Consider the following 24,674-nt stretch of genomic DNA (forward strand, 5'->3'; position numbering starts at 1 on the left):
AGCGAAACTTTATGGTTTAGCGGCGTTCTTTGCGTGGTTGGCGGCGAAACTCAAAGTTTTAGCGGCGAATTCCAACTTAAGCCGTAAAATTTAGGAAAACTAAAATCAGGGTTGAAAAACTTTGTATAGAATTTTACACAATATTAAGGGCTTGACTATAAAAACAGCACAATCGCTGATAAACCTTCAACAATCGCTGATAAAGATACAAACCTGCTAATAAAAAACTCCGAAAAGTAGCTTAGAGTTATTCTTTTTGCTTCAACCTAAAATCAGGGGAAATATAAGAGATTAGAGTATAATCCATTTCTTCTCCTGCTTGAGTTGATAATTGCACAAGTAAAGATTCTTCAGTATTTGAGGGATGTATAGCGCTTGTTTTTATAGTAATCACTTGAACACCGGTTCTTCTCGGTTTTCCAACAACGACCACCTGATTCCCCAATGTATAAACTGCTGTAATATCAGTTTGGAACACGACAATATATAAATCTAAATCCGTTTTATTGTGAAACATTGGAATTGTGAATCCCATATTTTGTTCAAAGTCGTACCATTCAGAGAGAGCAATATCGTAATTCGTAAATAGTCGATGCAGTGCATAATGAATTCTAGTTGGAACATAGCTCCACCGACCGATTGAGCTATGCCAATATTTTTCATAAGCCGGTCTCTTGTAGCCAGGATTATTGACGATCACTTCATACGGAATTGTATTGCCATTCTCTATCACCTGTGAAAGTGTAACAAATTTTGATGGGGGAGATAATTCTGGAAAAGGAGGATCAGCAATTGTTTGGGGTTTTATCGGCTCAAGGCTTTTTAAACGATTTTCTAGACCTTTTATTTGTGCTTTAAGTCCATTTAATCTACTCAATTCTTTTGCATCAAAAGAAGATACAATGCTCAAATTAATTAATATTAAGCTAATCATACATAAAGTTATTTTTTTTACGTTACACATAGATGCACCTCTCCTATACTGTGCTCATTAAATGAGCGAATATGTAGGATGGCTAAAAAACTTTCTAGACATGTTTTCACTTCCTGTCCTACTAAACAATAAAAAGGCAATCCATTAGTTCGTATTTGAACTTCTGGATAGCCTTTTTTGCTATAGTCATTTTTCTTGGACTTCCAATATGTTAGGTGACCAATCTACATGCCTGGTAGGTTAAAGCCTGGTAAACCTGGTAAGCCAGGATATTGTCCGCCTGGGAATGGCATCGGACGTGGTGGATATGGTTGTGGCGGATATGGTTGCGGAGGACGTGGTGGATATGGTTGTGGCGGATATGGTTGCGGAGGACGTGGTGGATATGGTTGTGGCGGATATGGCTGCGGAGGACGTGGTGGATATGGTTGTGGCGGATATGGTTGCGGAGGACGTGGTGGATATGGTTGTGGCGGACGTGGTTGCGGAGGACGTGGTGGATATGGTTGTGGCGGACGTGGTTGCGGAGGTCGTGTCGGATACGGTGATGGGTTTAAAGATGGATATGGGCTACCAGAAGGCATAGTAGGGTGAAACGGAATGTTAACATCAAGATCTTCGGGATTAAATCCAGGATTGACCAATGAAACACACCTTTCTTCGGTTTTTCTTTTCTAACATATGCCTACTATTAGGATTGTCATAGGCATTAAACTAGAAGAATGATCGATAAGCGTATATTTAATTAAAGTAAAAAATGTTATAAAATATATCAAATTTAATTATAATAGAAGAAAATATCATTAAAGGATGATTTAAATAAATGACTATTATAAAAATCAAGAAAATAAAAGTTCAAAATTTACGAAATGTACGTCATGGTGAAATTGTGTTAGCGGTAAATTTCGAGACATTCCTTAAGCCAAATGTTGTAGGTTTATACGGACAGAACGGTTCTGGAAAAACAACTATTGTTGATGCATTCGGCTTGTTAAAGGCACTTATCTCCGGTTGGGTAGCTGAAATTAAATTACCATCTGAGGAAAAGAAATTAATTATGGCAGGGGAGGATACGGCAAGTATTGAGTTCGAGTTTCTAGTAGAAAATCAATTTGGCACATTTTTTCTCAATTATTATGTAGAGTTACAAGAAGATGATAACAGACTGTACACTACGGTTGAACGTGTAGCTTACAGAGAAAACGAGAAAGGGAAGCGTTCAAAGATTTTAATTGATGTTACAGAGGAAGACATACAACTACGTAAAGCAAATCTTTCTGATATGAATGAAAAAATGCGTATCCAATTACTAGTCATTCACCAATTGTCTAAAAAACAATATATGTCCTTTGTCTTTCACAAAGATTTAAAGCCGTTATTACAGGATAGGTTGTCAGAGTTAGAAATGCAATTGCTTCATAATTTAGCAATAGATTTTAATCGTGATTTACATGTTGTTAACAATCAAAATATCGCACCATTATTTGAAGAGCGCAGTATGCCTTTTAGCATCCATCTCGAAAAAACTCGTGGTTCTATCCCTTACAATTTGAAGGGGCCAGCATTATTGCCAGAGGACGCATTTTACGTGTTATGTGAAGTAATAGAGCAAAGTAATCAAGTATTATCAGCGATTATTCCAGGTCTCTCTATAAAGATTAATGTACTTACAAAACAAACTATGGATAATGGGGAAAAAGGAATTCGTTTTGAATTTTTATCGCAACGAGGGGAGCGCGAATTACCGTTAAGGACAGAGTCAGAAGGGATTTTGAAAATTATATCGGTACTCAGTGTGCTCATTGCGGTTTATAATAACCCAAATGCTTGTGTAGTAATAGATGAGTTAGATTCTGGTGTTTTTGAATATTTGTTAGGCGAGTTGTTAACAGTGATTGATGAGGGCGGAAAAGGTCAACTTATTTTTACGTCTCATAATTTACGTGTGTTAGAGGTGCTAGCTATTAAAAACTTATGGTTTTCGACAACGAATGAGGATCGTCGTTATATACAGCTAAAGGGTATTAAAGAGGTAAATAATGCTCGAGATGTTTATTTACGTGCAATTCAGTTGGGCGGACAGGATGAAGATGTTTATAAAGAAACGAAGACATTTAAAATTAAGCGTGCCTTTAGAAAAGCGGGTGTTCAGCGTGACTAAAAAAGTTCTTTTAATTATTGTAGAAGGGCATACGGAGCAAATTGTTTTAGAGGATTTTCTAGATGAACATTTTGCAAATTCAACGATTCGCTTCGATGTACAACGGGAAGATATTTTAACGAAATGGGATGCTAATAAACGGATACCTAATATTAAAAATAGTGTTACACGAGTGATTCAGAACTATTTGGAGAAGTATAAGTTTTTAGCGAAGGATTTAACCGCTGTCGTTCATATTACTGATGCAGACGGTTGTTTCATAGCCCCTGAATTTGTCAAGGTGAAGGGAGATATTGAGCAAAGTTTATTCTATACAGAAGATGCAATATTAGTGAAATCAGAGAAGCGTAAGGAACAAATCGAACAACGAAATGACATGAAGGCGAATAATGCTAAAATCCTTATGGCAAATGATCATTTTAGCATTCATCGATTAAGAATACCGTATCAGCTATTCTATTTTTCTACAAACTTAGAGCATGTACTATGGAATGAGCGTAATGAAGTAGCGACGGAAAAGGTGCAAAAGGCTGATGAATTTATGGAAAGTTTATCGAGCTCCATAGAAGAATTTTTAAAAGAATATCTCCCAGTTAACCCAGAGCTTCCGTATAAAGAAAAAATGAAAATGAGTTGGTCATTTTTAATGAAGGGCTGTAATTCGTTACAACGCGGAACAAATGTACCGTTATTATTTGAAATGATTAAGTCGGATATACAATAAAGTGAGAGTTAATCAGTAGTGAAAAATGAAGCGTCAGCAACGACAAATATAGAGGAAGCGGTTAGACGCTTGCTCACTAAAAAAGGTCCTTTCGTTAGAATAAGCGATGGCTCTTTTTTCGTTTTAGGGAAGCTATTCTTACTGAGTAATGACATCTTTTCATTTCCTAATTCATAAGCTTTACAGGTGTGATTTTATCAAGCAAGAAGGAGGCATTGACATTCAAATACATGTTGTACGGGCAGGGGAGTCCTTATGGGGTATTGCGAAGGCATATGGGACAACAGTTCAAAATATTGTAGATGCCAATCAAGTTCCTGAACCAAATCGATTAGTTATAGGGCAAGCTCTTGTGGTACCGATTGTCGGAAATTTCTATTATGTGCAGGCAGGAGATAGTCTATATTCAATCGGCCAACGTTTTGGCATTAATTATTTAACACTTGCTCAGGTGAACAATATTAGTCCGAGTCAACCTTTATCGATTGGTATGCGACTTTATATTCCACCTCAACCAAAAACAAGAGCTGAAACATTGGCATATTTAGAGCCGAGAGGGACATTCGTTAGTGAGGCATTACTAAGTCAAGCAAGAGAAGCGGGTCCATTTTTAACTTATCTAGCTTTATTTAGCTATGAGGCAAGACGAGATGGAACGTTTAAGGTGCCACCGAGTCAAGGTGTGGCGCAAATTGCAAATGATACAGGTGCTTCTCTAGCAATGGTTGTCTCGAATTTGGAGAATTTTAGTTTTAGTGGTGATTTAGCGAGAGATATTTTTCAAAGTACAGCTGTACAGGATTTGCTCTTTAATAATATTCTTGAAGAGGCAAAGCGTTTAGGAACCGTTAAAGATATTCATTTTGATTTTGAGAATTTGCCGGGCGATCAACGACAGGCGTATAACAATTTTTTAAGGAGAGCGGTGAGTCGATTCCATCCTCAGGGATATACCGTATCGACAGCGTTAGCTCCGAAAACAAGTGCTAGTGAGCGGGGTCCGTGGACGGAGGGGCATGATTATAAAGCACATGGAGAAATAGTGGATTTTGTTATGTTAATGACCTATGAATGGGGCTATTCTGCAGGGCCCCCTATGGCAGTATCGCCACTTCCAGAGGTAGAAGCGGTTGTTAAATATGCAGTAAGTGAGATACCTCGGAACAAAATTATACTTGGACAGAATTTATATGGGTATAACTGGACATTGCCTTTTGTGCAGGGGGGGCCTAATGCAGAAGCAGTTAGTCCACAAAGAGCAATCGAGATTGCTAAGAAATATAATGCTGCTATTCAATTTGATTTGAGATCTCAAGCACCGTTCTTTGAATACTACGATGAGCAAGGTAAAGCACATGTGGTATGGTTCGAAGATGCCAGATCCATTCAAGCGAAGTTCGATTTAATCAAACGGTACAGACTCCGAGGAGTAGGCTATTGGAAGTTGGGTCTACCATTCCCTCAAAATTGGCTATTAATTGGGTCCAATTTTGATGTAGTCAAGAAATGAGAATTTTTAGGGAGCAACCAAGCAATTTCGCCTTGGCTTAATTGTAGCTGTCGCTTTGCGCTTTCGCTACAGAAAACATTTGCGGCTGACGCATCGCTTTCGCGCAGACAAACATTGCGGCTGGCGCTTCGCTTTCGTGCAGAAAAGATATGTTGCTGGCGTTTCGCTTTCGTACAGAAAAGATATGCTGAATGAAGATAAAATAGCTCTATGTCTATTCTATTTTCCAATAAAAATGAATAATCTGAAAATGTCATATCTATTTATGGTGATCTATACTATAATTATGGTAAATGATAATCTAGGAGGGATATTTTGGGTAAATTTAAAAAGTTAGGTATTATACTAACGTCTACTGCATTTTCTGTTAGTGTACTTTCGCCAATGGCACAAGCTTCGGCAAATGTAAAAGAACCACAAGAGAGAGTTGCAATTCAAGTTTCTTCAACAGAAACAAAAGTAACAAAAAGTATGCTTATTAAGCAATTGAATACAATATTCCCAGACAAATTCAATTTTGTAACAGAGAAAGATTTCTCAATGGGGGAAGCGCATTACTTTAATGATGACAAAACGATACGCTATGAATTGAACTTTAATAAAACAATCAATGGCAAAGACGTTTATGGTGATTTTACTTTTAAAGGCGAAGATTTGGAATTAGAAAATTTCTCCTATCAGCCTGTCAATATAGCGGAAGCATTGTACCCAGTGAAATATTCAGAGGGTGAAGCAAAGAAAGTTGCTCAAGACTTCCTAAAGAAATTGCCGAGCACTGCGAATTACAAGCTTCGTGAGGACAATAGATTTGGTGACTTTGGTTTTATTTTTAGTAGACCTTTATCCGAACCAATTTCGTATTCATTTATGTACTCACCTACACACAATGGTGTGTCACTTAGTAATGAGTTTATCCATATTACAGTTCTAGCAAATGGTGAAGTTACAAATATGTATCGTAATGCTGGGCCAACTAGCAAGGCAACTTTTGATAGCTTAGATCAGAAAAAGAATGAGTCAGAAATCCTTGCACAGGTTCGTGAAAAACTGTCAGTTGACTTACGTTATATAGTTGACTATAACTACCAAACAGGCGAAGCGATTGCTAAGCTTGTGTATATGCCACCAACAAGCTTTAATGGTGTACATGCAATAAATGGGCAATGGCAAACAATGAATGGTTTCACTTCTCAAGTACCGAAGACAAAAGGTGTAGAAAAACTTGCAGCGCAACCACTTGCTCCTAAGAAAAATGGTATTACATTAGCAGAAGTTGAAGAGTTAGCTAAGTCTATTTTAAAAGTTGATACAGACAAAGCAAAGCTACAAATTCATTCGGTTAATGAAAGAGAAAATGAAAATGGCGAAACAATCTATTATGTGAATTATATGTATGATCTCGGTAATTACGGCACAGGTAGTTCACTTGAAATCAACAAAGCAACAGGTGAAATTATAAACTACTGGAATACAAGTAGAGAATTCATGCAGACAGATGATAAAGTAGAACCAATTTCAAAAGATGCTGCGTTAGCAAAAGCGATAGACTACTTAAAAGAGTGGTCTCCGTCATATATTCATAATTATTCAAAACCACTAGAAGATGCAATATATGATAAAGACAACAAACAGTATTACTTCTCTTTCCCACGTATTGTCAATGGCATTGCCGTAGCAGGGGATGAAATTTCCGTAGGTATCAGTGCTGATGGGAAATTAAGTTCTTTAAATGTTAATTATCGCAAGATTGATAATTGGCCGTCTGTAAACAAAGCTATTCCTGCTGATAAAGCAAAAGCAACATTCAATGAGGGGCTGAAATTGGAGCTACAGTATGCAAAACAGGATGGCGAGGATAATCACCACTATGATTTAGTATACACTCCGGTTTATAATGGAATTTTGTACAATAGTATTGATGCAACAACGGGTGAATGGCTTCAAAAAGTTGGTGATACGAAAGAAAAACCTGCCATTTCGCATCCAACAGCTGGAGGAGAATTAACTTATTTATTACACCAAAATGTGTTAGAGGTTAAAGACCCAGCAAACTTTAATGCTGATACAGCCGTAACAAGAGGAGAAGCTTTGAAAATTTTAGTTAAATCATTATCATACGGATATGATTTCAATCCGTATGGAGGAGACAACGTTAAGCAATCCTTCAAAAATATTGACAAAAAGCATCCATTATACGGAATCGTTGAACAAGCTGTAAGAATGGGCATTTTACAACCGGCGGATCAATTTGCAGTAGATACAGCATTGACTCGTCAAGAGCTTGCCGAATGGTTAGTTCGTGTACTAAATTTAGAGAGTGCTGCTAAGCATAGTGACATTTACAAATTAAACTTTACTGATGCAAGCTCAATTGATCCAGCGTATGCAGGTTATGTTGCTTTAGCGAGTGCAATGGGACTAATTGATGGACAGCAAAATAAATTCAATGCTACTGAGAAAGTGACGTATGCAGATTTGGCTGTATCTACAGTTCGTCTAGCAAAGGCTGCCTTTGAACAGAACGGCAACGGTCGTCATTACTATTAATAGTCGATAATTTATACATGAAAGGGCATCCCCTGATTTTAGGGGGATGCTTTTTTTGTGATTACAGTAAAAAGGATTGCTGATTAGCATCTTATATGTTATTATTATCTCGAATTAAAGATAATTGAATTCGAAGTAAATAGAAAGAGGGAGTCGTATGAAGGAAGACAATCGTAATTTAAAAGCTTTTACGGTCTTGTTCCGAGCATATCAAACGATTCAAGATGCAACTAAGAGAGATTTACTTCAATACGATTTAAATCAAACTGAATTTTCGGTACTTGAGTTTTTATATCATCATGGTGAGCAACCAATCCAAGTAATTGGCAAGAAAATTTTAATTGCAAGTAGTAGTATTACGTATGTTATTGATAAGCTCGAACAAAAAGATTTTGTGTATCGACGTGCTTGTCCAAGGGATCGTCGTGTCACATATGTTTTATTAACATGCGAAGGACAAGCGTTGATGGAAAATATATTTCCGAAGCATGAACAAAAAATTAACGAGATTTTTGAAGTATTAGATCAACAGGAGATGGACACAATGACCCTGTTTTTGAAAAAGGTTGGTTTGAACGCAGTTAATAAATAAAAAATTTTAGGTAATATCTCGAAATCGAGATAAATAGGAGGGACATAAAATGAATCATTTAAAAGGAATTCACCACGTTACCGCTATTACAAGTAGTGCGGAAGAGAATTATAAATTTTTTACTTATGTATTAGGGATGCGATTAGTGAAAAAAACGGTTAATCAGGATGATATCCAAACATATCATTTATTTTTTGCAGATGATAAAGGTAGCGCAGGCACGGATATGACATTTTTTGATTTTCCAAACATTCCAAAAGGTGTGCATGGAACAAATGAAATTTCTAAAACTTCATTCCGCGTGCCAACAGATGCGGCATTGAACTATTGGGTAAAACGTTTCGATCGATTAAATGTTAAACATGCAGGTATTAAAGAGCAATTTGGCAAGAAAACTTTATCATTCGTCGATTTTGACGATCAGCAATATCAACTTATTTCTGATGAAAACAATACAGGTGTTTCATCAGGCACTCCATGGCAAGATGGACCGATTCCTCTTGAATATGCAATTACAGGCTTAGGTCCGGTATTTGTAAGAGTTGCTAATTTTAAATATTTCAAAGAGATGCTAGAAAAAGTGATGCTCTTTACAGAAATCGATGAAGAAGGGGATTTCCATCTGTTTGAGGTTGGTGAAGGTGGAAACGGTGCACAACTTGTGGTAGAACTTAACACAGTTCTACCAGTAGCTCGTCAAGGCTTTGGTACAGTACATCATGCTGCCTTCCGCGTAGAGGATCGAACTGTACTAAATGAATGGACTGAACGATTTGAAAGCTTTGGCTTCCATACTTCAGGTTACGTAAACCGTCACTTTTTTGAATCACTTTATGCACGGGTAGCACCTCAAATTTTATTTGAGCTAGCTACTGATGGCCCAGGATTTATGAGTGATGAGCCTTATGAAACTTTAGGTGAAAAATTGTCGTTGCCACCATTTTTAGAGCCAAAACGCGCACAAATTGAAGAACTTGTCCGTCCAATTGATACTGTAAGAAGTACGATTACGTTCGATAAAGAATATGAGTAAAACTTTTTATCCCATTCAGCAGAGAGACTCAAGCCTCTGCTGAATGAAAATTACATATGAGTGGAGGTCAGTTAGATGGAATTTTCAAAGCTAATAGATAAGCGTCGCTCTGCGAATAACTTTATAGAGGACATCAAGATGAGCGAAGAAGATATACGTCCCATTCTGGAAGATGTTAAGCTTGCTCCTTCCGCCTTTAATTTACAACATGCTAATTATATCGTTGTATTAGATGAAGAAAAAAAAGAAAAAGTACGAGAAGCTGCATACGGGCAATATAAAGTACATTCAGCCTCAGCGGTTATCCTTGTATTAGGAGATAAAGAAGCCTATAAAAATACGGCTAACCTTAATCAAGGGATGGTAGACTTAGGCATTATTAATGCTTGTGAATTAGACAATATCGTCAATGAAAACGCTAAATTTTATGAAGAACGTGGCCAGGAATTTATGAAGGAGGAAGCAATTCGTAACGCTTCACTTTCAGCTATGTTATTTATGCTGGCAGCCAAAAATCGTGGATGGGATACATGTCCAATGATCGGCTTTGATCAGCAACAAATGAGAGCTCTTTTTAATATTCCAGAAACACATGAGATTGCACTAATGATTACTATAGGTAAAGAAAAAGAAAGTAGTCGCCGCTTGCGTGGTTACCGTAAACCAGTTGAGGAATTTGCAACCTATTATTAGGACGGTATAAAATAAAACTGTCTACAAATAATAAAATTAATGCACATTTAGGAGGAATATTGTGAAAGTAGTAGCAATCGTAGGTAGTATCCGTAAAGAATCTTATAATATGCAATTAGCAAAATTTATTCAAAAGCGTTATACAGAGAAATTTGATCTTGAAATATTAAGTTTGAACGATTTACCAATGTATAATCAAGATATCGAAAATGAAGCACCACAGCCTGTACTTGATTTTAAAGCACAAGTAAAAGCGGCAGATGCAGTTCTTTGGTTGACACCAGAATATAATGGTACAGTGCCAGGTGTTATGGTTAATGCCATCGATTGGTTATCTCGTGTTGATAAAGTAATGATTGGCAAGCCATCATTCATGATGGGGGCATCAATGGGTAACTTAGGTACTGTTAAAGCACAATTACATTTACGAGATATTTTATTCTCACCTGGAGTAAATTCACCATTACTTAGTGGTAATGACGTTTATATTGGAGCAGTACACACTAAATTTGATACAGAAGGCAATTTAACAGATGAAGGTACTATTAAATTCCTTGATGTAGTTATTGATAACTTTTTAAACTGGATGAAAAAATACGTTTAAAAATAAAAAAGAATGTCCCATAAGTATGCAATAAATTTATGGGGCATTTTTTTGTTTGTTGGATCTAAAATAGATCGACAGATAGAAGAGCCAAGCGACTTATCGGACGCCCCGAGGAAGCTTTGCTCTGTGCGAAAGCGAAGCGGCAGCAACAAATGTTTTCTGTAGCGTCAGCTACAAAGTGCCCAGCCGGAACGGAAATCAATCCCTCGTTATGGTGATAAGCCTTTATCTAATCGGAATTATTTTTAACACCTTTTGAAGGCGGTATGCAAAAATGCCTGCAAATATAGCTAAAATAATATCCTTTGGCAAAGGAGGCATCATCCAAAGCCATGCCACTTTATAAGTGAAAGCATCAGGAGCACTAGCCCATAGCTTGTAGGCAAAGTACATCCAATTTGTTCCTAGTAAGTAATTAATAGCTGTTGCAACTAATGCAGCAACTACATAGCTTTTTTTCGTTCCACTACGTTCTACAATAAGCCCCGCGACAAATGCAGCTAATATGAAAGAAACAATGAAACCAAAAGTAGGGCTAATCATTTGACCAAAGCCTCCGTTGAAACGAGCAAATACAGGTGCACCTGCTAACCCTATGCACATATAAACAGTACAAGCGAGTGCCCCTTTTCTACTACCAAGAATAAGTCCTGCTAAAATAGCAAAAAATGTTTGCAATGTGATAGGTACTCCACCAATCATCATGAAAGGTACAATAGACGTGATATTAGCTCCTATCATCATCAATGTTGAAAATAGTCCAATGTATGCAAGATCGACAGTTCTTAATTTGTGATGTGTATGTTCCGCAACTGTTGTCATTATTTCACCCCTAAAAAGTAATGCTACTAATAGTAGTGTAAAAAAATAAGCATTTTGTGTCAACTTAATAAAAATAAATAGTTAACACAAAATGTTTATTTTGCTTAATTGTAAGTTACTAGACTAACGTTTAAAGTATATGATGGAAATCATATTTAAAAAACGGACTGCTGTCTAGTCGGAAGGAGATCAACCTTTCACTTTGCCAAAAGCCCTACTAGGCTTTAGCACTCACTCAAATACTTTGAATTAAAATAGCATAAATTAAGATACTGCTTTTAATCCTGCCACACCAATGATAATGGCGATGATACTAATAATTCGAGTCAGGTTTTTAGATTCTCCGAAGAATATAATATTCACGAGAACAGCACCAACTGTACCAATGCCAACCCAAACTACATAGGCAATGCTTAACTGTAAATAGTTAAAGGATGCATATAATAGCATAAAGGACATCCCAAAGCCGCCTAGATAGATTAATAAATTTCGTATATTTTTTTCCTGACTATAAAAGCGTAAACCTACAACACCGACAATTTCCGAAATTGCAGCTAATAAAACAAGTATCCAACCCATTATGCATTAGCTCCTTTCTCTTTAACATGATCTTTTGAAGGGTTATCAGCTAAATTAAGACCAATAACACCCAGTACTAAAATAAACATGAAAATGCCTTTAATAGCATTAAACTCACCTTCAAAAATAAAAATGTCCATTAATGTAGTACCGATTGTACCGACCCCAGCAAAAGTCGCGTAAACCGTTCCTGTAGGTAGGTTTTCACAAGCCTTCGATAAGAAGTGAAAATCCAATGCAATTAGGGACACAATAATAGCCCAATGCCACCAAGAATCGGCAACATTAAAACCAAATATCCAAAACAATTCAAACAAACTAGTTAATCCAACATAAATCCAATCTTTTTGCATAGTTAAATTCCTTTCTATCATTATGACTGACATTCAGTCATTTTTAGCGTAAAAGAGAACGTCACTTATGCGTGACGTAAATCGAGTGCATGATGTAAAAAGTCGAGGAGCTCAAGCTTTTGAAGTCTAATTGTTTCTTCTTCACTATCATCATACAAATAAATTTGTTCAGCGGCAGACTCTACTAGACCGATTATAAGTTTAGAAGAACGAGTAGTATTTAGGGAAGCGCGTATCGTTCCTTGCTGTTGAGCTTCAACCAAGAAATGATTCATCCATTCGTAATAGGGAGCATATATATTTTCCCATTCTTTCATATGCTCAGTTTGTGTAATACCGGCATAGATAAGTGCAAATACATCTCGATATTCCTCTGTTAGAGAAAAAACAATATCTACTACTTTTTCTAGCTGCTTTGCGAAAGGCTCCTGTTTTAAAATCCCATCGTTAATAGCAGCAATAATTTTTTCAACCATAACCTTTGCAATGGCTGGCATAACTGAAAGACGTGATGGGAAATAAAGATAAAATGTCCCTTGCGCGATACCTGCAGCTTTTACGATATCTGAAACCTTTGTTTTTTCAATTCCTTTTTCACGGAAAACTTCAATTGCGGCTTGAATAATTTTCTCTTCTTTTGACATGAAATCCCTCGCTTTTGTCCTGCTTATTTACTATGTTACAAAATAGCTGAAATAAAGTCAAAGAATAATGACTGACAATCAGTCATTATTTTTTTTAGTATATATGTTTTTTATTTGGGGAACTTTATTCATGAAAGGATTTGATGAAAATGGAAGAGATAAAGATTGCGCAATTAGATCAACAACAGCTTGAAAAACTTAATGAGCTTGAAAAGAACATTGGAGTGACATTAGTGGCCTATGATTCTTCGACAATACCATCGCAGGGCTCGGGTGCTTTCGAGACAAACAATAGTACTAACAGCAATCATCCATCATAATTAAAAATAAAATGCCTTGCAGCAATGTGAGGCTTTTTTATGTCATCTAAAAGTAGGAGGAGGGAGACAATAATGCAAGATTTTTATGCAGATTTACATATTCATATTGGACGTACTTCAAGTGGTCGTGCTGTTAAAATTACTGGCAGTAAAACGTTAACGTTAGCAAGGGTTTTAGAGTCTTCAAGTGCAAGAAAGGGACTAGATATTATCGGGATTATTGATTGCCATTCACCAGAAGTAATGGATGAAATGTCAGAGATGATCGAACAAGGAGAACTGAAGGAGCTAGAACAAGGAGGGCTTCGTTTTCAAGAAACAACACTTATTCCAGGTACTGAAATAGAGATTTATGATCATCATTGTCTTGGACCAATCCATGTACTTGCCTATTTTCCAACACTTCTGCTTATGAGGGAATTTTCAAAATGGATGTCTAATCATATGAAAAATATTCATTTAAGCTCTCAGCGCATTTATTGTGATGGTCGAACATTACAACAAAAGGTTCATGAATTAGGCGGGCTTTTTATTCCTGCTCATGTTTTTACACCATTTAAAAGTTTGTTCGGTAAAGGCGTACATCGTAGTTTAACAGAAGTACTTGACCCTCAACTTATAGATGCGCTAGAGCTTGGTTTGAGCTCCGATACCGAAATGGTGAGTAACATTAAAGAACTGCAAGCATATACATTTGTCAGCAACTCTGATGCTCATTCACTTGGAAAAATTGCACGTGAGTATCAAAAATTAAGACTATCTAATGCAAATTTTACAGAATTAAAGATGGCGCTTCATGAACAGCAAGGTCGAGCAGTAACAGCCAATTATGGCTTAAATCCTTTGCTTGGTAAATACCATGAGACTGTCTGCGCGAAATGTGGTGAGCAGCTTAGCAATTCTGCAACAATCTGTACAAACTGTGAAAGCACGCAAATTATAAAAGGTGTTGCAACACGGATTAAGGAGCTTTCAGAGCAAGGTACAGCTAAACGTGCACGGCCGCCATATATTCACCAAGTACCACTAGATTTTATTCCAGGATTAGGGCCAAAAATGATAGAACGATTAGTACAAGCATTTGGTACAGAGATGAACATCTTGCATCGAGTTACGCTAGAACAACTCGAACAAATCGTGCCGTACAAAATTGCCAAGATGATCGATTTAGCAAGAACAGGCCAATTGGCAATTGAAGTTGGTGGTGGCGGTATTTATGGGAAGGTTCAACTGGAGTAAAAAATGATTTTTAGCTCATCATCAAAAGTTGTGGATGACATTTGTTAAAACGTATGTAGTTTATATAAGTTGAAGACTGGACGCTACGAGGAAAGCGCCCAGTCGGAACAGAAATCAACCACACGTTATCGTGAAATATCCCCTCTTGTTTAACCCATTTTTACCCTATTTATATTAAAATAGTAATTAGTGAAAATTGGAGGAGTGGGTGTATGCAATTATCAAAGAAATTTCGTTTTTTAGCGGCTAGCGTTTTGGCATGTCAATTAGTAGTACCACCAATAGGTGTGAATGCTAAGGAACAAAGAGACTACATAGCGCCAAGCTGGGTAGTTCAAGCTGATTATGTAGCACTGGGCGATTCCTTAGCACACGGTATGAATGACGTTGGCATCATCGGGTTAGGTTACACAGATTTTGTTGCACAAGCTTTACAGCAAGATGGTTTCATTACTTCTTATAATAAAGGGTTTGCATATTCGGGCTATACAACGAAAAATATATTAGAAGATATACAAAATAATGTGGAAAAGCCAGTGGTAGGATTTGGTTATCAAAGTGAGGAGGTAAAGCTTCGTACATCTATTAAAGAAGCTGAGATTATTACGCTAACCGCTGGCGCCAATGATATAATACCTATTTTAAAAGAGTCGCAGATAACTGGCATTAATGCAGCAATGATGTTAAAAGCTTCCCAAGAGGCAATAAAAAATATTGCGGCTATTTTAGAAGAAGTAAAGAAGCTTAATCCGAATGCTCAAGTTTATGTCATGGGCTATTATAATTCTTTTCCGTACTATAGCGAGGATTTACAGACACAATTTAAAATGCTATTAAAGGTTATGAATGCGACGATAAAAACAACTGCTGAAAAATCGGGTGCCGTTTTTGTACCGACATACGACATTGTAGCAAAAGATATTCCGAGCTATTTGCCAAATCCTGAAAATATTCATTTAAGTGAAGCAGGCTATTTCGCAGTAGCGAACGAGGCATTTCTACCAGCGATTAAAGCAAGTTCTTTATGGGATGTATCAAAATTTATTCAAGTAAATATGAAAGATAGTACAACTGTAAAAATAAGCTGGCAGGAAGCGAGAGATAATGTAGGTGTCACTAGTTACAACGTATATGTAAATAGTAAGCTAACATTTACACAAAATGCTGAGACAACGACGATAACCTTGGATAATTTAACAGAGAATACAGCATACACGATAGCTGTTAAAGCGGTTGATGCAGCTGGTAATGAAAGTGTTCAAAGTCCATCAGTTACTTTTACTACAGGGAGAATTTTAACCTTTACCGATATAGAAAATCATTGGGCAAAGGAGTATATTCTGAAGGCCACTAAAGAAGGTATTATGAAAGGTTACGCAGATGGTACGTTTAGACCTGAGCAAAATGTTACTCGTGCACAGGCTGCTACGATGCTTGTTAGAAGCCTAGGTTTAACGACGAAGGAACAAGCACCATTTAAAGACATCGCAAACTATGACGTTGGAACTCAGTCAGAAATTGCAGCAGCCTATGCGTATGGGTTAATTAAGGGAACGAATGGGAAGTTTAATCCGGGACAGCCGGTTACTCGCGCGCAATTAGCATTAATGATAAATAGAGCCTATGAATCTAAACAAAAGCAACATTATGCTATAAAAGGAAAAGCACCATTCACTGATATTGCTTCCTACAATGAAGAAACAAAACATGCAATAACGATGTTGTATGAGCTTGATATGGTTAGAGGGAACGAAGGGGAATTTTCACCAGAAGCTCCTACAAAACGTAGCCATGCTGCGAAAATATTTGTGAATTTTAACAGTCTATTAAAAAAGTAAAATAATTTAAGGTAGAGGTTGTGAATAGAAACCTCTACCTTTAGACGTTTACATTTGTTATTTTTATTGCGATGAATATCTAGCACAATTTAGGAGCTCATTCAAAAGTCGGGGATGACAATTGGTGAAATATATACCATGTGGATAAGTTGATTGGAGTGGAGGCTTGGCGACTCCTAGGGCTAAAATTATCAAATCCTGTGATAATGCCTTCGTGACCAACATCGTGTTGGTCCGAGACCTTGGAGCAGCAACGCGAGTGAAGCAGCAATCGGACATACCAAGGAAGCTTTGCTCTGCGCGAAAGCGAAACTGGTTTAAGTTACTTTTCAATGGGTGTACAAACATCTGTACCTGTCGCTACGCTTTCGGTACAAAAAACATCCGCTGAAATCAGTTAAAAGCCTCCGGTGGATGTCACGGAAATCGGAAAGGAGTTCTTAGAGGATGTTAGCCTAAAATCATCGCATTCATGCGATAACGGCTAACTGACCTGCATCGTGCAGGCCTAAGCACAAAGCACCGATTCCGGACGCAATTATGCCTCGGCATAATTGATTTAGTGGAACAGGCGTCATATTTATTACGCTAATAATGCTCGGCCGATCAATAGTCGATTTTTCAATTGAGGAAGAAAAGAAAGAACAAGCAAAAAAACATCTTGAAAAATAACAAAGCAGTTCGATAAATCTTTAAGATTTATTGAACTGCTATTTTTTACTTATTTACGATAGTTTAGCAATAATACCTTCTTCATCGTCCAGAACGAGTTCGATGCCTGTTGAAAAAGGGTCACCATGTAGGACATCTTTAATCCAAACACGTAGTGCGCCGATCATTGCGGCTGTATTGAACATTTCGATTTGACCATTAACTTCAATTTCTGCACCAAAGCCTGTGTCATCGTCGTATGTTAGTTCTACAAGTACATCTTCAGGGCGAACGTTTTTATAGTAGGACTGTGATAAACAAATTGCATTTATAATATCTTGCTCATTAATTATTTGTGCCATTGTGCTTCCTCTTTACGTTTTTTATCTTTAAACATATTAACAATCTTTATAACTAGCGTTACGATAATCATGATGGCTGCAACGTTAATTAATAAGCCTAAAATATTACCAAGCATACCCATACCACTGAAAAGACTTCCGAATAATAAACCAGCTAAGCCACCAAGCATTATGCCTTTCATAAGGCCGCCAGAGAAGAACCCACCTTTCTTAGCTGTTGAATCCGTTTTGTTTGTAGAAGTTGTATTATTTTTATTTGTTGTTGCATTATTTTGGTCTTTAGTTTTATCCTGAGATTTTTGGAAATTTGAGTTGTTGTTATTATTGTTGTTTGAGAAACCTCTTTTACCTGACTTATAGGATTTAGCTTCTGCAGTTGGTGTATCTGAGATGAATAATGTTGCTCCAACAGACGCAAACATAAGTGTCGCTGCAAAAATAGCAGCAAGGATTTTTTTCATTACTTGTATTCCTCCAATATAATTTTTAGTTTTGTCTAAACTAGTTCTTAGTAGTAATTTTACATGAATCTTCTCGGAAAATAAAATAAACGCTTCGATCAATTTAGAGATAGCATCAAATTTGAACAAGAAGTGTCTGTGTTATCACCAATTTTAGGCATGCACTACTTATAATGTATGCTGTATATTATTGATTGCAGTGGAGGTTGGACGCCGCGCTCAGTCGGAACAGAAAACAATCCAGCGTTATAAGGAGAACCTTAAAAATTGTAGATAAAAAGAAAGGAGTGAGACGATGATTTCAACATTATTACTATTAATTTTAATTTTTTTACTGTTATATATATCGGAAAAAAGACGTCTTCTCAATGCAGTAGTTCTTGGCCTTTTAGGGTTGTTTATTTTAAGCACAATAATAATTAGTCATCCTGTAATTCTCCCAAATGAGCAGGGGATTGTGTCGAAGATGGGTATAGTCATTATACTAGGAAGTTTCCCGAGTATGATGTTTATTTTATCGATAGCTACGTTTTTTAATAGTAAAGTTTTACTTGAAAAAGAGGGCCGTAAAGTCCGTAACCTATTGTTAGCTGTTTTTGGCTTGTGCTTTTTTATTATGATGATTTGGTATGTATTTGTAATTTTTATGAAAATCGAACATGAAATTTGGCACATTCTTTTCTTCTATGCGTTTTTGGTTTTTGGCTATACAATGTTTTTATACACAAGCATAATGTCCTATGCGACTCTCTATCATTTTACGCCTGTCCTGTATGAGCCAAACTATATTATTGCATTAGGATCAGGACTAATTGGAGATAAGGTGCCACCACTTTTAGCTAGCCGTTTAGACGAGGCAGTAAAGCAATTTCAAAAATATGGTGAACGACCTTACATTATCGTCTCAGGTGGACAGGGGCATGATGAAAAAGTATCAGAAGCATATGCCATGAAAAAATATATAGTTGACGAACATCAAATACCAGCTCAAAAAGTATTAATGGAAGATCAATCAACAAATACGGAACAAAATATGGCATTCTCTAAAAAAATTATGGATAAGCATGCTCAAGGAAAGAAATATCGATCCATATTCGTAACGAATAATTTTCATGTTTTTCGTGCAAGTATTTATGCAAAAAAGGCGAAGCTTGATGCACAAGGTGTTGGTTCGAAGACTGCCTTTTACTATGTACCTAATGCATTTACTCGTGAATTTATCGGATTATTAGAAATGTATAAATGGATGAATGTCACTGTCTTTTTGTTCATTACATTGTTTATTGGATTAATCTTGAGAGCATATGTGTAACCAATTTAGAGCTGTTTTCCATATAATAGTGGCAAGATAGAGTGCAAGGGGGGAAATGAATGTATGGGCAATTTTTAGCAAAAAAAAATAAAGAGCGAATTGTATCTCTGCAAAAGCTCACGCAAACAGAAGATACATGGTTTGCGCAAAACATTAATTTAATAACAGTTGAACAAGTACAATTAGCAACCTTGCACAAAATACTATATCAAGTTGTGCAAGGACTGTTGAAAAAGAATCAACAACGACATTTACAAATTATACATCCAGAACAGACGAAGTCAATACAGGAGAATGTGCTAACGCTTTTAGCTGAATATGATGATTTACTGCGTGATGCAATTCCACTCCCTATCTATATTTTTATTTGGCAAATTTCTTCTCTGGAGAGGTTATCCAATTGCAATGAAGTTGTTGATGATGTACTTGATATATTGGAATGGTATTTTATTCACCAAAATGAACAGGTTGAGGCGTTTGATGAAGAAGATCTAGATCATGAGGAAATTATTGACTTATACAAAGATGCCATTGAGGAACAGGATACAGATGCACAATTTCAGCTTGGCGAATATTATAGCGTAATTGACGGCGAATATTTCCGACCAGAAAAATCAATAAAGTGGTTTGAGTTAGCAGCGTCACAAGGAAATGCCGATGCACAATATGCACTTGGTAATTTTTATTTTGAAGGTCTAGGTGTTCAAGAAAACTATAATAGAGCTTTTATATTGTATGAGGCTGCAGCAAAGCAAGGGCATCCAGATGCTGCGAATAATTTAGCAGATATGTATTTTAACGGTGAAGGAGTACTAGAAAATTTGGTACTTGCGAAGAAGTGGTTCGACTTTGCTGCACAACAAGGTGTGGCAGAGGCAATGTTTACCCTCGGAATTATTTACGAGCAGGGATTAGGAATCGACAAAAATGAGGAGCAAGCATGTAGCTACTATAGAAGATCCGCTGAAGCAGGCTATGTCGAAGCGCAATACAGGCTTGGAGGAATCTATTTAGAGGGACGGTTAGCGCAACCTAAAGATGTGAACCGTGGATTATTTTGGTATGAAAAAGCTGCAGAGCAATATCACGTCGATACCTTTTATGATTTGGGCTTTATTTGGAGCCAAGGGTTAACAGGTATACGTAATATTGAAAAGGGTATTCATTGGTTTAAACAAGCTGCTCTGCAAGGGGATTCGGAAGCTAAATTACAATTAGGGCACATTTACAATAAAGGAGAAGGAATAGCTAGAAATATTAAAGAGGCTATAAAGTGGTATGGACTTGCAGCAGAAGCAGGAAGTGAGGAGGCTGCAATTTTACTGCAAGAGTTGAAAGGAATGTAAGTATTCTTTATTAAAAAATAATAGGTATTTAGATTTGATTATTAACGTTTTGTATACAGGTCTTAAGTGCTTATTCAGGGTATTATGTAGGTTTATATCACTACGAATGAATGATTGTAAAAATATTAATATAACAAAGAGGTAATTACTTCAAACTAAAACGAGGAAAAAAATAAGGATAAAAAATAGAGATGATGTAAATTGGCTACCCAAAAGTATTGTGGTAGCTTTTTTATTGCTTTAGATAATAGGTTAGATAACAGGGACTTTTTATATAATTTAAGGAAAAAAATGTATATCCGAAAATTGACAGCTATTTATAAAATGTATAATGTATATGAGTGATTTTGAAAGAGTAGTTAGTAGTAATAGCTAGTAATAAGATTGCTATTTTAGCTGATGGTAGCCCGTAGCAGAAATCAGCGTCATAAGTAATGTGATGGCTTATCACCAAAAGTTGGAGATGAATCTTCCTGATCTTTTATATTTTTGGTAGACGAAATCAGATTTTTCTCAGCTTTTCAAAAGTACACGGCATGAAAGAGGGTAAATGTGTGATTTTTCAAAAACAGAGAAAGACAACGGCGTTAGATTTAAAGCAATACACTGTGAAAATGGATATAGTGAATTGCCATTCAATAAAAAAGCAAATTGATTTGCTCAAATTGACAAAGAAGGATTTACAATATTTAAAAGCCTTTCAACCTTTTGTAGAAGGCAATATTGATAATATTGTTAATCGATTTTATGAAATGATTGGAACTGAACATAGTTTAGTAGATATTATTAATAGACATAGTTCTGTGGAGAAGCTGAAAATTACATTACGACGTCATATTATTGAAATGTTTAATGGTAAGATTGATAATGAATTTTATCAAAGACGAATAAAAATTGCTAAAGTACATGTCCATATTGGGCTTAAAACACAATGGTATATTTGTGCGTTTCAAGATTTAACAGCGTCATTTATTGACTTGGTTGAAGAACATGTTATTCATCCAATAGATCAGCTTAATACAATTCGAGCCATCTCGAAAATTTCCAATTTTGAGCAACAATTGGTTTTAGAGGCGTTTGAGCACACAATTGAGCAACTTCATGAAAAAATGGAACATAGAAAAGAAGCGATAGAGCAAGAAATCGTAAAGTCTTCGGAAGGTCTTGCCACAGTATCTCAGGAAACGAACAATTCATTTCACCGCTTAAGTGGACAATCAGAGGAAATTAAACAACTAGCGAAAAAATCACTTCAAGTGTCGACTATGGCTGAGAGTCAGGCATTAGAAGGTCGTGAACGCTTAAAGAGTCAATCGCAAAATATGAATACTATTATTTGCTCACTTGATGATATAGCGGAAAATATTGCACAGTTGACAGATATGTCAAAGGAAATGGAATCGATTATGAATGTTGTGACAAATATTGCTAATCAAACGAACTTGTTGGCTTTAAATGCGGCAATAGAAGCGGCTCGTGCTGGAGAAGCGGGTAAAGGCTTTAGTGTTGTTGCAGATGAAGTGAGAAAACTATCGATTCAAACAAAGGAATCTGTCACATCGGTAGCAACGTTACTACATAAAACGAATGAGCGGACAGATAAACTTGTCCATTCGCTTAGTAATATTCAAGAAGAGGTAGCCTCTGGTGAGGAAAATATGGTTCAAACGGAAGGGCAATTTACTAACATATTAGAAGCTATGACCGAGGCGAAAGACCAAAATGGTCGGATGGAAAAAGAAGTACAAGCAATAGCAGAAGTACTAAGTGAATTAGGTATTGCCTTTAACGAAGTGAAAAATTCAGCTGGAAAATTAGCTAGCTTTGCACAAAATTTAAATGAATGAAGAGAAAAGGAAAGAAAATTGTTATTTTCTATTAAGGCGATACATACTTTAGGGCACAAATAACACTATATCAACTGTTAATAGATAATTTCCGAAATGGAGGTAGAAGCCTCTAGCGAATATATGTTATTTGAATATAAAAAAATGGAGCTGTCCAATGTGTTGGATAGCTCCATTTTTGCTAAATTTGTAAAGGGTTTAACGTAATTTTCGATAAAAAAAGTTTATACTAAATAAAGAACTAAAAATAGGGGCGGTTAATATGAAAACAGTTGTTGTATTAGGTGGCGGAATTACGGGATTGTGTACGATGCATTATTTACAACGCCAAGTTCAGGAGAAAAACTTAAATGTAAAACTTGTGCTTGTTGAAAAAAATACATACCTTGGTGGCAAGCTTCACTCTGCATATGAACAAGGATTCATCATGGAGACTGGAGCAGATTCTATTGTAGCGCGTCATAAAGGTGTCATGGAGTTAGTAGAGGAACTAAATTTTGAACAAAATCTTGTATATAACGAAACAGGTATTTCGTATATTTACACAAACAATGAGCTACATGCCATCCCAGCAGACTCAACGTTCGGTATTCCTATGAGCTTACAATCTCTTGAGGAAAGTACGCTTGTATCAGAGGAAGGTAAAAAAGAAGCGTTAAAGGATTTAACAATGCCGAATGAAAGGTTTACAAAGGAAAGCTCGATTGGTGAATTTTTAACGTATTATTTAGGTGAAGAGCTTGTTCAAAACCAAATAGCACCGGTACTTGCAGGTGTATATTCTGGAGATTTAAATCAACTTTCAATTGCTTCTACTTTACCGTATTTAATCGATTACAAAAACGATTACGGTAGTATTATTAAAGGTTTCGATGCAAACAGGGAACAATTTGTGAAAGCCGCCAATAAAAAATTTATTTCATTTAAAAATGGTTTATCGTCACTAATTGATCGACTTGAAGAAACATTAACGGATGTAGAAATTATAAAAGGGATTGCTACTACTAGTGTTAAAAAGCAGAAGAATCTATACGCTGTTACGTTAGCAAACGGTAAAATGATTGAAGCGAATCATGTTGTATTGGCACTGCCAAATGAAGCGGTACAAAGCTTATTACAGGATGAATCTTTAAACGGCTATTTTGAACAATTTAATACTGCATCCGCCATTACGATTTATTTAGGATTTGATGTTCCCGATAATAGATTACCTGCAGATGGAACAGGCTATATTGTGTCACATAATTCGGATGTTATCTGTAATGCAGCAACGTGGACAAGCCGCAAGTGGAAACACACTTCAGCAGAAGGAAAATTACTTGTACGGCTTTTTTATAAGAGCATTAACCCTGAGTATGAGAAATTGCGTTTGATGTCAGATGAAGAGTTAGCAGCTGTTGCTCTAGAGGATGTAAGAAAAAGTTTGGGGATTGAGGAAACACCAACTATTGTTGACGTGACAAAATGGATCGACCAGATGCCGAAGTACGACTTGGCACATCGTGAAGCGTTGCAAGGTCTCTTACAAGAGCTCGAGAAAAACTATCCAAATTTATCAATAGCTGGATGCTCTTATTTTGGAGTAGGTATAGGTGCGTGTATTCAAAATGGTAAAAAAATTGGTGAGGAACTTGTAGAAAAACTATCGTAATTGTTTAATATAAATCAAAATTTTATAAATTTCGTAAAAATTATCCTTTGTTCAGTGAAATAGTCTTGACTCAATCGTTCGTAAACGATATGATTCTTTTAATTATTTAAAAAATTCATACTAAATTCTTATCAAGAGAAGCAGAGGGACTGGCCCTATGAAGCTTCAGCAACCAACTTATTGTCAGGTGCTAAATCCAGAAGACCGTGTGTCGAAGATGAGAAGGAAAACAATTACGAAACGTAAAAGCCTTCTTTTTTTGTTAAAGAAGGCTTTTTTATTTTAACTATTTTTGGCGGTGTCCAAACATCCGCCGAAATAGAGGAACTCAGTCTAAGAACGCCACGTCCTGTGGCAACGACTGAGTGACCAACTTCATGTTGACCTAAAGCCTTCGGCGGATGTCACGGAATCGACAAGGAGTTCTTAGAGGATAGTAGGCTAATAT

Annotated in this window: 23 protein-coding genes and 1 riboswitch; of the genes, 16 read left to right on the top strand and 7 right to left on the bottom strand. The window is 36.4% G+C overall.

The window, feature by feature from the left end; genetic code table 11:
• Positions 1–247 precede the first annotated feature (247 nt).
• Positions 248–964 carry a hypothetical protein gene (locus C7Y47_RS19705; protein WP_142510302.1) on the bottom strand — a complete coding sequence of 239 codons (717 nt, stop codon included), beginning with the start codon at positions 962–964 and terminating at the stop codon, positions 248–250.
• 198 nt (positions 965–1,162) lie between these two features.
• Between C7Y47_RS19705 and C7Y47_RS25055 the strand changes: the two genes are divergently transcribed.
• The 9 genes from C7Y47_RS25055 to C7Y47_RS19750 all read left to right on the top strand — a co-directional run bounded on the left by C7Y47_RS25055 (position 1,163) and on the right by C7Y47_RS19750 (position 10,798).
• Positions 1,163–1,528 (top strand): hypothetical protein, encoded by a 366-nt coding sequence (locus C7Y47_RS25055; protein WP_185903541.1) that lies wholly within the window; start codon positions 1,163–1,165, stop codon positions 1,526–1,528.
• A gap of 229 nt (positions 1,529–1,757) precedes the next feature.
• The gene (locus C7Y47_RS19715) at positions 1,758–3,095 is read left to right on the top strand and encodes an AAA family ATPase (RefSeq protein WP_142510303.1); all 1,338 of its coding nucleotides are present in this window, start codon (positions 1,758–1,760) and stop codon (positions 3,093–3,095) included.
• Positions 3,088–3,819, top strand: a complete 732-nt coding sequence (locus C7Y47_RS19720) for a hypothetical protein (protein WP_142510304.1) — start codon at positions 3,088–3,090, stop codon at positions 3,817–3,819. Before C7Y47_RS19715 ends, C7Y47_RS19720 begins: the two co-directional genes overlap by 8 nt.
• A 337-nt stretch (positions 3,820–4,156) precedes the next feature.
• Complete coding sequence (locus C7Y47_RS19725; RefSeq protein WP_436970127.1) at positions 4,157–5,329, top strand: glycosyl hydrolase family 18 protein; 1,173 nt, start codon at positions 4,157–4,159, stop codon at positions 5,327–5,329.
• A 315-nt stretch (positions 5,330–5,644) separates the two neighbouring features.
• On the top strand, positions 5,645–7,876 hold the full coding sequence (locus C7Y47_RS19730) for an S-layer homology domain-containing protein (protein WP_142510305.1): 2,232 nt from the start codon (positions 5,645–5,647) through the stop codon (positions 7,874–7,876).
• Between the two features lie 157 nt (positions 7,877–8,033).
• On the top strand, positions 8,034–8,468 hold the full coding sequence (locus tag C7Y47_RS19735) for a MarR family winged helix-turn-helix transcriptional regulator (protein WP_142510306.1): 435 nt from the start codon (positions 8,034–8,036) through the stop codon (positions 8,466–8,468).
• Positions 8,469–8,517: 49 nt separating this feature from the next.
• Complete coding sequence (locus C7Y47_RS19740; protein ID WP_142510307.1) at positions 8,518–9,501, top strand: ring-cleaving dioxygenase; 984 nt, start codon at positions 8,518–8,520, stop codon at positions 9,499–9,501.
• Between the two features lie 75 nt (positions 9,502–9,576).
• Positions 9,577–10,194: a nitroreductase family protein gene (locus C7Y47_RS19745; RefSeq protein ID WP_142510308.1), complete on the top strand. Its 618-nt coding sequence runs from the start codon at positions 9,577–9,579 to the stop codon at positions 10,192–10,194.
• 61 nt (positions 10,195–10,255) lie between these two features.
• Entirely contained in the window at positions 10,256–10,798 is a 543-nt protein-coding gene (locus tag C7Y47_RS19750; protein WP_142510309.1) for an NADPH-dependent FMN reductase, read from the top strand.
• A 228-nt stretch (positions 10,799–11,026) separates the two neighbouring features.
• On the opposite strand, the gene C7Y47_RS19755 is transcribed toward C7Y47_RS19750, so the two are convergent.
• The 4 genes from C7Y47_RS19755 to C7Y47_RS19770 all read right to left on the bottom strand — a co-directional run bounded on the left by C7Y47_RS19755 (position 11,027) and on the right by C7Y47_RS19770 (position 13,199).
• Complete coding sequence (locus C7Y47_RS19755) at positions 11,027–11,623, bottom strand: biotin transporter BioY (RefSeq protein ID WP_142510310.1); 597 nt, start codon at positions 11,621–11,623, stop codon at positions 11,027–11,029.
• Between the two features lie 264 nt (positions 11,624–11,887).
• A complete protein-coding gene (locus C7Y47_RS19760) occupies positions 11,888–12,202 on the bottom strand; it encodes a DMT family transporter (protein WP_142510311.1) in 315 nt (104 codons plus the stop codon).
• Complete coding sequence (locus C7Y47_RS19765; RefSeq protein WP_142510312.1) at positions 12,202–12,555, bottom strand: DMT family transporter; 354 nt, start codon at positions 12,553–12,555, stop codon at positions 12,202–12,204. The genes C7Y47_RS19760 and C7Y47_RS19765 overlap by 1 nt, the downstream gene beginning before the upstream one ends.
• Before the next feature lie 65 nt (positions 12,556–12,620).
• Positions 12,621–13,199 carry a TetR family transcriptional regulator gene (locus C7Y47_RS19770; protein ID WP_142510313.1) on the bottom strand — a complete coding sequence of 193 codons (579 nt, stop codon included), beginning with the start codon at positions 13,197–13,199 and terminating at the stop codon, positions 12,621–12,623.
• 149 nt (positions 13,200–13,348) lie between these two features.
• Between C7Y47_RS19770 and C7Y47_RS25060 the strand changes: the two genes are divergently transcribed.
• The 3 genes from C7Y47_RS25060 to C7Y47_RS19780 all read left to right on the top strand — a co-directional run bounded on the left by C7Y47_RS25060 (position 13,349) and on the right by C7Y47_RS19780 (position 16,596).
• Positions 13,349–13,519: a hypothetical protein gene (locus C7Y47_RS25060; RefSeq protein ID WP_185903542.1), complete on the top strand. Its 171-nt coding sequence runs from the start codon at positions 13,349–13,351 to the stop codon at positions 13,517–13,519.
• Between the two features lie 72 nt (positions 13,520–13,591).
• Positions 13,592–14,758, top strand: a complete 1,167-nt coding sequence (locus tag C7Y47_RS19775) for an endonuclease Q family protein (protein ID WP_142510314.1) — start codon at positions 13,592–13,594, stop codon at positions 14,756–14,758.
• 212 nt (positions 14,759–14,970) lie between these two features.
• Entirely contained in the window at positions 14,971–16,596 is a 1,626-nt protein-coding gene (locus tag C7Y47_RS19780; RefSeq protein ID WP_142510315.1) for an S-layer homology domain-containing protein, read from the top strand.
• 725 nt (positions 16,597–17,321) lie between these two features.
• On the opposite strand, the gene C7Y47_RS19785 is transcribed toward C7Y47_RS19780, so the two are convergent.
• Both C7Y47_RS19785 and C7Y47_RS19790 read right to left on the bottom strand, forming a co-directional pair.
• Positions 17,322–17,609 (bottom strand): DUF2653 family protein, encoded by a 288-nt coding sequence (locus C7Y47_RS19785; protein WP_142510316.1) that lies wholly within the window; start codon positions 17,607–17,609, stop codon positions 17,322–17,324.
• Entirely contained in the window at positions 17,597–18,070 is a 474-nt protein-coding gene (locus tag C7Y47_RS19790) for a hypothetical protein (protein ID WP_142510317.1), read from the bottom strand. Before C7Y47_RS19790 ends, C7Y47_RS19785 begins: the two co-directional genes overlap by 13 nt.
• A 295-nt stretch (positions 18,071–18,365) precedes the next feature.
• On the opposite strand from C7Y47_RS19790, the gene C7Y47_RS19795 reads away from it, so the two are divergent.
• The 4 genes from C7Y47_RS19795 (at position 18,366) to C7Y47_RS19810 (ending at position 24,226) form a co-directional block, all read left to right on the top strand.
• The gene (locus tag C7Y47_RS19795; RefSeq protein WP_142510318.1) at positions 18,366–19,382 is read left to right on the top strand and encodes a YdcF family protein; all 1,017 of its coding nucleotides are present in this window, start codon (positions 18,366–18,368) and stop codon (positions 19,380–19,382) included.
• Positions 19,383–19,441: 59 nt separating this feature from the next.
• On the top strand, positions 19,442–20,728 hold the full coding sequence (locus C7Y47_RS19800) for an SEL1-like repeat protein (protein WP_142510319.1): 1,287 nt from the start codon (positions 19,442–19,444) through the stop codon (positions 20,726–20,728).
• A 554-nt stretch (positions 20,729–21,282) separates the two neighbouring features.
• The gene (locus tag C7Y47_RS19805) at positions 21,283–22,575 is read left to right on the top strand and encodes a methyl-accepting chemotaxis protein (RefSeq protein ID WP_142510320.1); all 1,293 of its coding nucleotides are present in this window, start codon (positions 21,283–21,285) and stop codon (positions 22,573–22,575) included.
• 262 nt (positions 22,576–22,837) lie between these two features.
• Complete coding sequence (locus tag C7Y47_RS19810) at positions 22,838–24,226, top strand: protoporphyrinogen oxidase (protein ID WP_142510321.1); 1,389 nt, start codon at positions 22,838–22,840, stop codon at positions 24,224–24,226.
• A 125-nt stretch (positions 24,227–24,351) separates the two neighbouring features.
• Positions 24,352–24,450: riboswitch (SAM riboswitch) on the top strand.
• The last annotated feature ends 224 nt before the right edge of the window (positions 24,451–24,674 follow it).

It is taken from the genome of Lysinibacillus sphaericus, assembly GCF_006864135.1.
Taxonomy (GTDB): Bacteria; Bacillota; Bacilli; order Bacillales_A; family Planococcaceae; genus Lysinibacillus.